The 12,759-nt window shown below is 68.3% G+C and carries 11 protein-coding genes; 3 read left to right on the forward strand and 8 right to left on the reverse strand.

Annotated elements, in window-relative coordinates; all coding sequences use genetic code 11:
- Positions 1 to 178: 178 nt before the first annotated feature.
- A complete protein-coding gene (locus P9849_RS13760) occupies positions 179 to 1,750 on the forward strand; it encodes a potassium transporter TrkG (RefSeq protein ID WP_278267294.1) in 1,572 nt (523 codons plus the stop codon).
- Positions 1,743 to 2,429: a TrkA family potassium uptake protein gene (locus tag P9849_RS13765; protein ID WP_066215881.1), complete on the forward strand. Its 687-nt coding sequence runs from the start codon at positions 1,743 to 1,745 to the stop codon at positions 2,427 to 2,429. Before P9849_RS13760 ends, P9849_RS13765 begins: the two co-directional genes overlap by 8 nt.
- Positions 2,430 to 2,548: 119 nt before the next feature.
- On the opposite strand, the gene proC is transcribed toward P9849_RS13765, so the two are convergent.
- From proC to P9849_RS13785, 4 genes are all read right to left on the reverse strand, one after another.
- Positions 2,549 to 3,376, reverse strand: a complete 828-nt coding sequence (gene proC / locus P9849_RS13770) for a pyrroline-5-carboxylate reductase (protein ID WP_278267295.1) — start codon at positions 3,374 to 3,376, stop codon at positions 2,549 to 2,551.
- An 816-nt stretch (positions 3,377 to 4,192) separates the two neighbouring features.
- The gene (locus P9849_RS13775; RefSeq protein ID WP_278267296.1) at positions 4,193 to 4,813 is read right to left on the reverse strand and encodes a DUF305 domain-containing protein; all 621 of its coding nucleotides are present in this window, start codon (positions 4,811 to 4,813) and stop codon (positions 4,193 to 4,195) included.
- A 53-nt stretch (positions 4,814 to 4,866) separates the two neighbouring features.
- On the reverse strand, positions 4,867 to 5,250 hold the full coding sequence (locus P9849_RS13780; RefSeq protein ID WP_278267297.1) for a DUF6153 family protein: 384 nt from the start codon (positions 5,248 to 5,250) through the stop codon (positions 4,867 to 4,869).
- Entirely contained in the window at positions 5,247 to 7,202 is a 1,956-nt protein-coding gene (locus tag P9849_RS13785; RefSeq protein WP_278267298.1) for a heavy metal translocating P-type ATPase, read from the reverse strand. The genes P9849_RS13780 and P9849_RS13785 overlap by 4 nt, the downstream gene beginning before the upstream one ends.
- Before the next feature lie 9 nt (positions 7,203 to 7,211).
- Here P9849_RS13785 and P9849_RS13790 point away from each other — a divergent pair, with 9 nt between their 5' ends.
- Positions 7,212 to 7,580 carry a hypothetical protein gene (locus tag P9849_RS13790; RefSeq protein ID WP_278267299.1) on the forward strand — a complete coding sequence of 123 codons (369 nt, stop codon included), beginning with the start codon at positions 7,212 to 7,214 and terminating at the stop codon, positions 7,578 to 7,580.
- On the opposite strand, the gene P9849_RS13795 is transcribed toward P9849_RS13790, so the two are convergent.
- From P9849_RS13795 to topA, 4 genes are all read right to left on the reverse strand, one after another.
- Entirely contained in the window at positions 7,559 to 7,906 is a 348-nt protein-coding gene (locus tag P9849_RS13795) for a heavy metal-associated domain-containing protein (RefSeq protein WP_278267301.1), read from the reverse strand. The genes P9849_RS13790 and P9849_RS13795 overlap by 22 nt on opposite strands.
- A gap of 276 nt (positions 7,907 to 8,182) precedes the next feature.
- The gene (locus P9849_RS13800) at positions 8,183 to 8,995 is read right to left on the reverse strand and encodes a sugar phosphate isomerase/epimerase (protein ID WP_278267302.1); all 813 of its coding nucleotides are present in this window, start codon (positions 8,993 to 8,995) and stop codon (positions 8,183 to 8,185) included.
- Positions 8,982 to 9,959 (reverse strand): exopolyphosphatase, encoded by a 978-nt coding sequence (locus P9849_RS13805; protein ID WP_066215891.1) that lies wholly within the window; start codon positions 9,957 to 9,959, stop codon positions 8,982 to 8,984. The genes P9849_RS13800 and P9849_RS13805 overlap by 14 nt, the downstream gene beginning before the upstream one ends.
- Before the next feature lie 19 nt (positions 9,960 to 9,978).
- The gene (gene topA, locus P9849_RS13810) at positions 9,979 to 12,717 is read right to left on the reverse strand and encodes a type I DNA topoisomerase (RefSeq protein WP_278267303.1); all 2,739 of its coding nucleotides are present in this window, start codon (positions 12,715 to 12,717) and stop codon (positions 9,979 to 9,981) included.
- Between the last annotated feature and the right edge of the window lie 42 nt (positions 12,718 to 12,759).

Raw genomic sequence — 12,759 nt, forward strand, 5'->3', positions numbered from 1 at the left:
CACCGCACTCCGTGGCACTGCCGGGGAGTGGACAGGAGAAGACGGCGCCGGTGCTGCTTCATGGGACTGAGACATCAAGGACAGGCTACACGTCAGCCGTGCAATGGGGCCGAATGGTGGTTAACTACTGCAAGGACAACGCGGGCCCCGGCCCAGAGCCTCAACAGAAGGACTGCTCATGCCCACCTCCGGGCCCCATCACCAGCCCCCACGGCCCTCCCGGGCCGAGGCGGCTCCGACGTCGGGCGGACGCGCCGCAGGGAAGGCCCGCCGCGGCGTCGCGGCGGCCACTCCGGCCGGCCGGACGCTGCGCGACAGCCAGGGCATGGACGCCCCGTTCGCCGAACCCCTCACCGGCTGGCAGCCCCCTCAGGAGCCCGGCAGGTTCGGCGCCTTCACGGCGGTGCGCGACTTCATCGACCGGCTGGCCAACTCTTCGCCCGCCCGTCTGGCCCTCGTGGCCTTCAGCTCGGTCATCCTGCTCTTCACCTTTCTGCTCTCGCTGCCGATGGCGTCCAGCAATGGACAGGTCACCCCGCTGCACCAGGCCCTGTTCACCGCGGTCTCGGCGGTCTGTGTCACCGGCCTGACGGTGGTCTCGACCGCCACGCACTGGACGTTCTTCGGACAGTTCGTGATCATGATCGGCATCTTCGTCGGCGGCCTCGGAACGCTGACCCTCGCCTCGCTCCTGGCCCTCATGGTCAGCAAGAAGCTCGGCGTGCGCGGTAAACTCATCGCCCAGGAGGCTATGAACAACGCCGGCAGGCTCGGGGAGGTCGGCACCCTGCTCCGGGTGGTCATCATGACGTCCATGGTGATCGAAGGCGCCCTGGCCCTCGCCCTCATCCCGCGCTTCTGGACGCTCGGCGAGAGCTTCTGGACCGGCATCTGGCACGGGGTGTTCTACTCGATCTCCGCGTTCAACAACGCCGGATTCACCCCGCATTCGGATGGGATCGTGCCGTATGAGACGGATCTGTGGATCCTGATCCCCCTCATGCTGGGCGTGTTCCTGGGTTCGCTGGGCTTCCCCGTGGTGATGGTGCTTCAGCAGAACGGCCTGAACTGGCGCAAGTGGAACCTCCACACGAAACTCACCATCCAGGTGTCCCTCATCCTCCTGGTGGTCGGCAGCCTGCTCTGGGCGCTCATGGAGTGGGACAACCCTCGCACCATCGGCAGCATGGGGGTCGGGGACAAGATCATCCACTCCGTCTTCGCCTCGGTGATGACCCGTTCAGGCGGGTTCAACCTGGTGGATCAGAACCACCTGGATTCCACCACGATGCTCCTGACCGATGCGCTGATGTTCGCCGGCGGCGGCTCGGCGTCGACGGCCGGTGGCATCAAGGTCACCACGATCGCCGTGATGTTCCTGGCGATCCGCGCCGAGGCCCGCGGCGACGCGGACGTGAAGGTCTACGGCCGCACCATCCCCCAGGGCACCATGCGCGTGGCGATCTCGGTGATCGTCATGGGCGCGACCTTCGTCTCGGTCGCCGCGTTCTCCCTGCTCGCCATCAGCGGCGCGAGCCTGGACCGCGTGCTCTTCGAAACCATCTCAGCCTTCGCCACCGTGGGGCTGAGCACCAACCTCAGTGCTGAACTGCCGCCGTCGGGCGTATATGTTTTGAGTGCTCTGATGTTCGCCGGACGCGTCGGCACGGTCACCCTGGCCGCGGCGTTGGCGATCCGGCAGCGGAGCCAGCTGTACCACTTCCCGGAAGAGAGGCCGATCATTGGCTAAGAACCAGGGCGCCACGAACCGCCCCTCCCCCAACGCGCCGGTCCTCGTGATCGGGCTGGGCCGTTTCGGCGCCGCGACGGCCGAACAGCTGGTCAAACAGGGCCGCGAGGTCCTCGCGATCGAGCGCGACCGCACCCTGGTCCAGAAGTGGGCCCCGGTCCTGACCCACGTGGTCGAAGCCGACGCCACGAACATGGACGCCCTGCGGCAGCTGGGCGCACAGGAGTTCTCCTCCGCCGTGGTGGGCGTGGGCACGTCCATCGAGTCGAGCGTGCTCATCACCGTGAACCTCGTGGATCTCGGCATCGAGCACCTGTGGGTCAAGGCCATCACACCGTCGCACGGTAAGATCCTCACGCGCATCGGCGCGAACCATGTGATCTATCCGGAGGCCGACGCAGGCGTCCGCGCGGCGCACCTGGTCTCCGGCCGTCTGCTCGACTTCATCGAGTTCGACGACGACTTCGCCATCGTCAAGATGTACCCGCCCAAGGAGACCGTCGGCTTCACGCTGGAGGAGTCCAAGGTCCGTTCCAAGTACGGCGTGACCGTGGTCGGCGTGAAGTCCCCCGGCGAGGACTTCACCTACGCGCGGCCGGACACCAAGGTCTCCAGCCACGACATGCTGATCGTCTCAGGCCACGTCGACCTCCTGGAGCGCTTCGCGGCACGCCCCTGAGGCTTACGCGCCGCGGTCCAGTCCGCGGTCCACACGTCGGCCCGCGAGGTCACAGTTGAGGCCCGGAAAACGTGGTTTTCCGGGCCTCAACTGTGACCTCGCGGGTGGGTGCGGCGCCGTCAGTCCAGGCTCGCCGTGATCTCCGCGGCACGGGCCGCGGCGGCACGCGCGCCTGCGGCGATGATCGCGGGGATGCCCTTCTCATCGAAGGTGGCGATGGCGCGTTCCGTCGTGCCGTTGGGGCTCGTGACGGCCTTGCGCAGCGCCGCGGCGTCGGCGCCCTCTTCACCCAGCATCAGGCCCGCTCCAGCGACCGTTTCGCGAGCGAGGAGGGCGGACAGCTCGGGATCCAGCCCCAGTTCGACGCCGGCGGCGGCCATGGCCTCGGCCAGGTAGAAGGCGTAAGCGGGTCCGGAACCGCTGACGGCGGACAGGGCGTCCACCTGCTCCTCCGGGATCTCGACGACGGTCCCCACCGTTTCGAAGAGCGCCCGCACCGTGGCGAGCTGGTCGGCACTGGTGCTGGTGCCCCCCGACACCGAGATGACGCCCTTGCCCAGACGCGCGGGCGTGTTGGGCATGGTGCGGATGACGGGCTGACCGGCGGGCAGAGCCGCCTCCAGCTGCGCGATGGACACGGCCGCGGCCACGCTCACCACGACCGTCTCCGGCGCGAGGACCGGGGCGATCTCCCGGGCGAGCGCGGCGATCCCCACCGGCTTGACCCCCAGGATCACGACGGCGGCGTCCCGCACGGCTTCACGGTTCGCCTCCGGGTCCTCGGAGCCCGCGATGGCCACCACCCCGTGGCGCTCGGCGAGCTCCGCGGCCCGTTCGGCGCGGCGCACCGTCGCGACGATGTCGCTGGGCTCAGAGCCGGCGGCGATCATGCCGGACAGGATGGCTTCGTTCATGGATCCACAACCGAGGAAGGCGATTCTGCTCATGTCCCCATCTTGGCATGGAGCGCCCGAGGGCCACGAGGCTTGTGACAGCGAGGGGGCGAAGGGTGGAGCGCGGGTGCCTGAGCACGGTGGGTTTGGGCACTGGGTGTGAGCCCCGGGTTTGAGCACTGGGCTGGAACAAGGGGCCCGGATCACTGGGCCTGGCCACATCGAGTGTCAGCACTCCGGGACCGACCGTGGCGTGCCACGGTCGGACAGGGCGAAGGGATCTAACCACGCCCTGAGACGCAGGTCACCGGCCGTTTTCCTGATTCCCAGGCTATGCACGGGTTCGGTGAAGCCTCTTCACAACTTGCCTTCCTAGAGTAATAACTACCTCAAAGGGTGCGAGTGAATCTGCGGATGCGAAAGCGTCCGCACGGAAGTCGGCAGCTGTTCGGGTTTTCCCCCTGATCCCCCGTTCAGCTGCCGGCTTTCGGTCTTTAACGCCGCGTTACGCGGCCCGCCACGCCCGAGCCCGCCGCGTCACCTGGCGTCTTGGACAAAGTTTTCCCACGTCAAACACGTGTTAAGTGAAAAACATCGCTTTTCCCAGGGAGTTCCAAGGTAAAAACTGTTGTTTCGGGGAGCTTGAAGAGTAAAGTAGTTATTGCCTCATGGAGGTGCGAGTGATGATCCAGCCCCGCAAGGGCTGGACGACGCCGGGTAGTGCAAGGAACGTTCCCCCCAAGTGTTCCTTGATCAAGCTACCCGGCGTTCGCTCGTTAAAGGGCTAGCTCGTTAACGGGGGTCCTCAGACACAGACCCCCGGCGAGCCGGCACCTCTCACCACCGGCCCGCCGTCGGGCCCCCTGCCCGTCAGAGTCCGGCCAGCAGCTTCTTCATCTCGGCGATCTCCGCGGTCTGATCGGCCACGATCTTGCGGCTCAGGTCCACGGCCTTCGTATCCTTGCCGTCACGGCTCTCCGTGCGGGCCATGGTGAGCGCTCCCTCGTGATGCTTGATCATCTGCGTCAGGAAGAGCCGTGCGGCCTCCGTCCCCTGGGCGGACTTCAGCTGCTCCAGGTCCTCGGCGCTCATCATCCCCTCCATCGAGTGGCCTCGGTGATCGGCGGGATTCTCACCCCAGCCGCTGAGCCAGGAGGTGAGCGTGGCGATCTCCGGACCCTGCGCCTGCTGGATCCTGCGGGCCAGAGCCGTCACCCCCACGGGTAACCCCTTCTTCTCCAGCACGATCCCGCTCATCTCGAGCGCCTGACGATGGTGCGGGATCATCATGGCCGCGAACATCGTGTCCGCGGCATTGTGGCCATCACCGGCGGGATTGCCGGTCGACGGAGCCGGGGCGCTGGACGCGGGCATGCTGTGCCCGGGCATCCCGGCCATGTCGCCGCCCGAGCCTCCGGAGCCCGTCGAGCAGGCCGAGAGCAGGAGCGCGGCGCTGAGGGCGGCAGCCGTGGTGATCAGTGTCTTCTTCATGAAATGGGTCCTTCCAGTGGATTCAGGGGTCGGTCTGCGATGCCACCGGGACCTCACGTCCTGCTGATGCAGAGTTCCACCAGGGACGGCGCCTGGACGTCATGGACGGACGGCGGGGCCGGCTCCGCACGGAATACCACTCCGAATCCGGCCCGCAGTTCAGCCGGGGCCACGAGCCCCGGAGCCGGACCGCCAGGCAAGGGGACGCAGCCCGACCCCGCGCCCGCCATGGTGTGACAGGGCGCCGGGCCGTCACACGGCGCGGAAGCCTCCGACGGCGAACTGTCGCCGACGTGCGGGACGGCGCCGTCGTCGTGGGCGGGGTGAGCGGCCGCGTGCGAGTGAGCCACTGCCGTCGGAAGCCCCGCGAGCGGATGCATGCCCAGGAGCCCCGCCACCACACCCAGGACGAACAGCAGCCGCTTCAGCACGGTCATGCGAGCGACGCCGGGTCGAGCCGGAGGCGGCGCAGCAGCTGTGCGTTGAGGGCCACCACGATGGTGGACAGGGACATGAGCACGGCACCGGCCGCCGGAGACAGCACGACGCCGGCGAAGGCCAGGACGCCCGCCGCGAGCGGCACCGAGAGGACGTTGTAGCCCGTGGCCCAGACCAGGTTCTGCCACATCTTCCGGTAACTCGCGCGGGAGAGCTCGACCAGGGAGAGGACGGCCCGCGGGTCGTTCCCCGCCAGCACCACCCCGGCCGATTCGACGGCCACGTCCGTGCCGGCGCCGATCGCGATCCCCACGTCCGCCCTGGCCAGCGCCGGGGAGTCGTTGACGCCGTCGCCCACCATCGCGACGCGCAGGCCCCGGGCCTGGAGCTCTGCGACCTTGCCGTCCTTGTCGGCGGGCAGCACTTCGGCGAAGACCTCGTCGATGCCGAGCTCCGAGGCGACCGCCTCGGCGACCTGACGCGCGTCGCCCGTGATCATGGCGACCGTGATCCCCCGCGCCTGCAAAGCGGACACCGCCTGCCGGGACTCGGGCCGGATGCCGTCCTCCAGGCTCAGGGCGCCCAGCACGGTCCGGTCCCGGAGCACGTGCAGCACGGCCGCGCCCCGCGACGACCAGGCTTCCGTGGCGACCCTCAGCCCGTCGGGCTCGGCGACGCCCAGTTCAGCCAGCAGGGCGGGGCCGCCCACCTGGTACTCCACGCCGTCGACGACGGCGCGAGCCCCTCGCCCGGTCAACGCGGCGAAGTCACGGGCCGGGGGAACCGTCAGGCCACGCTCCCGGGCCGCGCGGACGATCGCGCGGGCCACCGGGTGTTCGCTGTCGGCCTCGACGGCGGCCGCGACGGCGAGCATCCGGGCGGCATCCCCGTCGACCGCGGCGGTCTCGCGGACGGCCGGTTCACCCTGTGTGAGGGTTCCGGTCTTGTCGAAGAGCACGACGTCGACGGTCCGCATCTTCTCCAGGGCGATCCGGTTCTTGAGGAGGATCCCGGCCCGCGCCGCCCGTTCCGTCGAGATCGCGATCACGAGCGGGATGGCCAGGCCCAGGGCATGCGGGCAGGCGATCACGAGGACCGTCACGGTCCGGGTCACGGCCTCGGGAATGTCGCCGAGGAGAGCCCAGACCAGGAAGGTCAGGAGCCCCGCGCCGGTGGCGAAGTAGAACAGGAAGGCGGCCGCGCGGTCTGCGAGGGCCTGTGTCCGGGACGAGGACGCCTGCGCTTCGGCGACGAGGCGTTCGATGCCCGCCAGAGCGGTGTCGCCGCCCACCGCGGTCACCCTGACCCGCACGCTGTTGTCCGTGGCGACGGTGCCGGCGACCACCTGGTCGCCCGGAGACCTGGGGACGGCTCTCGACTCGCCGGTGATCATCGACTCGTCGAACTCGGCCCGCCCGTCCGTGATGACGCCGTCCGCCGGCATCCGCGAGCCGGACCGCACCAGGAGCAGGTCACCCGCTCGCAGCGCGGAGGTCGGCACCGTCTCGGTCCCATCCTCGGTGAGACGTTCCGCTTCGTCAGGCAGGAGCGCGGCGAGGGCGTCGAGCGCTCCCCGGGCCGAGCCGAGGGCCCGCATCTCGATCCAGTGCCCGAGCAGCATGATGGTGACGAGCAGGGCCAGCTCCCACCAGAAGTCCAGGTCGAAGCCGCCCAGGCCCAGGGTGGTGGCCCAGGACGCCAGGAAGGCCACGGTGATGGCCATGCTGATCAGGAGCATCATGCCGGGGCGGCGGTCCCGCAGTTCCTGGGCGCCGCCCCTCAGGAACGGGGCGCCGCCGTACAGGAAGATCACGGTGCCGAGGACGGGCGTGATCCAGGATGAACCGGGGAACTCCGGGGCGCGGAACCCCAGGAGATGGCCCACCATCGGGCTGAAGAAGACCACGGGGACGGAGAGCACGAGCGTGAGCCAGAACCGGCTGCGGAACATGGCGGTGCTGTGCCCGGCGTGTTCCCCGTGCTGATGCACCTGGTGGTCGTCGTCGGCTGCGTGGTGGTGGGTGTGGTGGTGTTCTGTCGTGGCGGCCGCCGTCTTCAGCGAGCCGGGCGCGTGGCCTGGTTCGTGGGAGCCTGGTTCGTGGCCGGTGGTCTGGCCAGGCCCGTCGTGGCCGCCATGCCCGTCGTGGCCGCCATGCCCGCCGGGGCCGCCAGGCCCGCCGGGGGCCTCGGCACCAGGGATGTCAGGATTCTGAGGATGGTGATGGTCGTGCTGTTGCTGCTTCATGTCCCCTCCCGGGAGATCTGCCGCGCCTGCCGACGGGACCGTGCCCGTCGCCAGGCGCCGGCTCAGCGTTCGCTCAGGTGGTAGCCGGTGGACGCGACGGCGTCCCGCACGGCGGAGAGGCCGGCCGTTCCCGAGACGCGGAGCCGCGAGGTTCCGCCCGGGACCAGCTCGATGCTGCTGGATTCGACGCCCTCCACGGCGGAGAGCGCCGTCTCCACCTTCCGGACACAGCTGCCGCAGCTCAGGCCGTCGACGCCGACGTCGAGCGTCTGCGCCTCCTGACGGGACTGCTCGGGCGCCGCTTCCAGCGCGTCGGTCGAGGAGCTGGGCGCCGCCGGGGCGCAGCAGGTGCAGGAGGAGTCCTGCACGGGGGTGAGGGTCAGGTTGTTCCGGAGCTCGGAGTCGCACATGTCAGTTCCATTCCTTGACGTGAGAAAGGTCGTGGGTGCTGGGGTTGAACGGCTGTGACGGCGGCGGAGAGACGACCGCCTGGACATACCACTTCACTGACAACGCTTCAAAAATACCCCTGGGGGGTATCTACGTCAAGCCTTCCTCCGCAATGACGCGAACCGTGCGGGACGGCAGGGCTGCTCGAAACAGTGTGTTTCCGCCGAAACCGCGTGCAGAACACACTGTTTCAGCGGAAACCCACTGTTTCGGCGAAAGGAGATCTCAGGGAGTGGCTAGCGGGCCAGGTGACGGCGCGCGAAGGCGAGGGTCTGTGCGAGCATCTCTTCCCGCTCCCCCGCGACCTTGGCCTTGCGGGTGCTGATCTCCGCCACCACGACGCCGTCGAAATCGGAGGCGGCCAGGTACTGGAGGGCTTCGGCGCAGCGCTGATTGCCCTCCCCCGGCATGAGGTGCTCGTCCTTGCTGCCCGCTCCGGTGCCATCCGTGAGGTGCACGTGGCGCAGGGCGGAGCCGAGCTCCCGCATGGCATCCAGGCTGTCCATGCCCGCCGTCGCGGAGTGCGAGAAGTCCCAGGTCACGTGCTGGTACCCGAATCCGAGGGGGTTCCAGTGCGGCAGGTACATCAGGATCTCCCGGCCACGGACGCGCCAGGGGTACATGTTCTCCACGGCGATCTTCACGCCGTGACGCTCCTGCGCCTCGAGCACGCCGTCGAAGAACTCCTCCGCGTACCCGTTCTGCCAGCGGAACGGCGGGTGGACGACCACGACGTCGCAGCCCACTTCACGCGCCATGAGGCACGACTGCTCGATCTTGTTCCACGCCTTGCCCCACACCTGCTGGGTCAGCAGCAGCGTCGGCGCATGGATGGACACGATCTCCTGGCCGTACCGATCGCTCAGCTGACGGAGGGCCCGGGGATCCTGGCTGATGGGGTTGTTGGTGACCATGACCTCGACCCCGTCGTAGCCCAGATCCTGGGCCACGGCGAAGGCGTCATGGACGCTCAGCGGGTACACGGAGGCGCTGGACAGCGCGACCGTGAGGGGAGACCTGCCGGATTCGGCCATCTCAGAGTTCTCCATCGTCCTTGACGTGGGCCGGTGGGTCCAGCGGCCCGTCGAAGACCAGCTGGTCGAGACGCCGCAGGATGAGCCCTTCACGCAGAGCCCAGGGGCAGATCACGATCCGCGGCTGGTCGAACAGTTCCAGCGCCGCCTCGGCTACGAGAGCACCGGCCAGCAACTGGGGCGCCCGGGCCTGCGAGACCCCCGGCAGATGCAGCCGGTCTTCGGCGCTCATCGCCGAGATCCGCTGTGCCCACAGACCGAGGTCCTCCCGGAGGAGCTCACGCCGCACATACGGACCGGCGGCGCTGGGCGCGGCGCCGGCGATCCGTGCCAGCGACCGGAAGGTCTTGGACGTCCCGGTCACCACGTGCGGGGTGCCGATCCGCGCGAAGTCCTTCACCACGGGCTTGAGCGTGGACCGGATGTACTTCCGGAGTTCCTTGATGCTCTTGGCCGTCGGCGGATCCTCGGCCAGCCAGTCGCGTGTCAGGCGGCTCGCGCCGAGCGGCACACTCGTGGCGATCTCCGGGAGCTCGTCCCGGCCCAGGGCCATTTCGAAGGAGCCTCCGCCGATGTCCAGGTCCAGGACGGTGCCCGCAGCCCAGCCGAACCAGCGACGGACGGCGAAGAAGGTCATCTCCGCCTCTTCGCTGCCGGACAGCTCGCGTAAGGTCACGGTGGTCTCGTGCTTCACGCGGGCGAGAACCTGGGGACCGTTGGTGGCTTCCCGGATCGCCGAGGTGCAGAAAGCCAGGAGGTCCTCCGCCTTGTGCCGGGCGGCGAACTCCCAGGCCTCCAGGACGAACTCGACGAGTTCCTTCTGTCCGGCCTCGTTGATGCTGCCGTCCGGCTCCAGGTACTGGACGAGGGACAGCGGCCTCTTGTGGGATGCGAACGGCACCGGCTGGGCACCCGGATGGGCATCCACCAGCAAGAGGTGGACGGTGTTGGAACCGATATCCAGGACGCCTAGACGCATGTGCTCATTATGTCCTGTGTCAGGCCTTCTTCTTCGCGGCCGGCTTCTTGGCCGTGCTCCGTGACGTGGTGCTACGGGTGGTCCGCTTCACCGGCCCCTTGGCCCGCTTCTCCGCCAGAAGTTCAACGGCGCGTTCCCGGGTCAGCTCCTCGACGCTCGTGGAGCGCGGGACGGTGATGTTGGTGATCCCGTCGGTGATGTACGGCCCGAAGCGGCCTTCCTTCACCACGATGTTCTTCTCCGACACCGGGTCCGGTCCGAACTCGGCGAGCGGCGGAACGGCCGCACGGGCACCACGCTGCTTGGGCTGCGAGTAGATCTCCAGCGCCTGTTCCAGGGTGATGGTGAAGATCTCCTCCTCGGAACCGATCGACCGGGAGTCCGCGCCCTTCTTCAGGTACGGACCGAAGCGGCCGTTCTGCACCGTGATGGGAGTGCCTTCCTCATCCTGTCCCAGCACGCGGGGCAGGCTGAGCAGGGCCAGAGCCTCCTCCAGCGTGACGGTGTCCACGGACATGGACTTGAACAGCGACCCGGAACGCGGCTTGACCTTGACCGGCTTCTTCGGGGGCTTGGGCTTGCCGTTCTTGTAGTACTCGACCGGCTGCGCGGCGATTTCCTCGGCCGTCGGCTCGGGGATGATCTCCGTGACGAAGGCGCCGTAGCGGCCGTTCTTGGCCACCACGGTGTGCCCCGTGTGCGGGTCCACACCGAGGACGCGCTCCTCCGGGGCGGAGTTCTCCAGCAGCTCGCGGGCCTTCTCCGGGGTCAGCTCGTCCGGCGCCAGGTCCTCGGGGACGTTGGCTCGCAGCGCCTCCACGACCTCGCCGGTCTTGGCGTCGACCGTGGGAACGGTGCTCTCCAGGTACGGGCCGAACTTGCCCACCCGGAGCACGATGCCGTCGGTGACGGGGATCGAGTTGATGTCACGGGCGTCGATCTCACCGAGGTTGTTGACCACGGACTTCAGGCCGGCTTCCTTGCCGCCGTCCCCGAAGTAGAAGTGCTTGAGCCAGCTGGCGCCGGGCTCCTCACCGCGGGCGATGCGGTCCAGGTCCGTCTCCATGTCAGCCGTGAACTCGTAGTCCACGTAGTCGGAGAAGTGCTGTTCGAGCAGCTTGATGACGGAGAACGCGATCCAGCTGGGCACCAGGGCGGAGCCCTGCTTCCGGACGTAGCCGCGGTCCTGGATGGTGGAGATGGTGGCCGCGTACGTGGAGGGACGGCCGATGCCTTCCTTCTCCATCTCAGCGGTCAGCGAAGCTTCCGTGTAGCGCGGGGGCGGGGAGGTCTGGTGCCCGACGGCGGTGATGTCACTGCCCTGCAGGGTGTCGCCTTCGCCGACGTTCGGCAGACGGCGGGACTCGTCCGAGTCGTCCTCGCGGCTTTCGTCCTTGCCCTCCTCATAGGCGGCCAGGAAGCCGGGGAAGGTGATGACGGTGCCGGAGGCCGTGAACTCGGCGTCCCGGCCGTCGGAGGACACGGCGCCCAGCTTGATGGTCGCCGTCGAGCCCTTGGCGTCCGCCATCTGCGAGGCGACGGTGCGCTTCCAGATCAATTCGTACAGGCGGAACTCGTCAGCGGAGAGCTGGGACTTGACCTGCGCCGGGGTGCGGAAGGCGTCACCGGCGGGGCGGATGGCCTCGTGGGCCTCCTGCGCGTTGGCGCTCTTGTTGGCGTACACGCGCCGGCTGGACGGGACGTACTCGGCGCCGTACAGCTCGCTCGCCTGCTTGCGGGCCGCGTTGACGGCCTCATCCGAAAGCGCCGATGAGTCGGTACGCATATAGGTGATGTAGCCGTTCTCGTAGAGACGCTGCGCCACCTGCATGGTGATCTTCGAGGAGAAGCGGAGCTTGCGGCCCGCCTCCTGCTGGAGGGTCGACGTGGTGAACGGCGCGGCCGGACGGCGGGTGTACGGCTTGGTCTCCATGGAGCGGACGCTGAAGTCCGCGGAACCCAGGTTCTCCGCCAGGCTCGTGGCGGCGGCTTCGTCCAGCAGGGCCACGGCCTTGCCCTTGAGCTGGCCTGCGTCGGTGAAGTCCTTGCCCGTGGCGAGACGCTTGCCGTCGACGCCGCTCAGCTTGGCCTTGAAGGACTCGCCCGCGGCGCTGAAGACACCGGTGAGGTCCCAGTACGAGGCGGACGTGAACGCCATGCGCTCCCGTTCGCGGTCCACCACGAGGCGGGTGACCACGGACTGCACGCGGCCCGCGGACAGCCCGCTGGCGACCTTGCGCCAGAGCACAGGGGAGATCTCGTAGCCGTAGAGGCGGTCCAGGACGCGGCGCGTCTCCTGGGCGTCCACCAGATCCGTGTCGATGTCCCGCAGGCTGGTCATGGCCCGCTGGATGGCTTCCTTGGTGATCTCACCGAAGGTCATCCGGTACACGGGGACCTTGGGCTTGAGCACCTCGAGCAGGTGCCACGCGATGGCTTCACCTTCGCGATCCCCATCAGTGGCGAGGTAGAGCTCGTCGGCGTCCTTGAGCTGCGCCTTGAGTTCCGCCACCACCTTCTTCTTATTGCTGGAGACCACGTAGTACGGCTTGAAGTCGTGATCCACGTCCACCGCGAACTTGCCCACCGAGGTCTTCTTCAGCTCGGCGGGGAGCTCGGAGGGCTGCGGCAGGTCACGGATGTGACCGATGGAAGCCTCCACCACGAAACCCTCGCCCAGGTACTTGGCGATGGTCTTGCTCTTGGCGGGAGACTCCACGATCACGAGTTTCTTGCCGGTCTTGGCCTTGGTGGGCACGGTGCTCCTACGGAATTCTTCTCTGGCGGGCCTGACGCCCAT

Source organism: Arthrobacter sp. Y-9 (genome assembly GCF_029690065.1).
GTDB lineage: Bacteria > Actinomycetota > Actinomycetes > Actinomycetales > Micrococcaceae > Arthrobacter_E.

Bases quoted from the DNA above. Each gene is read 5' to 3' on its own strand.
- P9849_RS13760 (WP_278267294.1), top strand. From the start codon at position 179: ATGCCCACCTCCGGGCCCCATCACCAGCCCCCACGGCCCTCCCGGGCC.
- proC (WP_278267295.1), bottom strand. From the start codon at position 3,376: ATGAGCAGAATCGCCTTCCTCGGTTGTGGATCCATGAACGAAGCCATC.
- P9849_RS13775 (WP_278267296.1), bottom strand. From the start codon at position 4,813: ATGAAGAAGACACTGATCACCACGGCTGCCGCCCTCAGCGCCGCGCTC.
- P9849_RS13780 (WP_278267297.1), bottom strand. From the start codon at position 5,250: ATGACCGTGCTGAAGCGGCTGCTGTTCGTCCTGGGTGTGGTGGCGGGG.
- P9849_RS13785 (WP_278267298.1), bottom strand. From the start codon at position 7,202: ATGTTCCGCAGCCGGTTCTGGCTCACGCTCGTGCTCTCCGTCCCCGTG.
- P9849_RS13795 (WP_278267301.1), bottom strand. From the start codon at position 7,906: ATGTGCGACTCCGAGCTCCGGAACAACCTGACCCTCACCCCCGTGCAG.
- P9849_RS13800 (WP_278267302.1), bottom strand. From the start codon at position 8,995: ATGGAGAACTCTGAGATGGCCGAATCCGGCAGGTCTCCCCTCACGGTC.
- P9849_RS13805 (WP_066215891.1), bottom strand. From the start codon at position 9,959: ATGCGTCTAGGCGTCCTGGATATCGGTTCCAACACCGTCCACCTCTTG.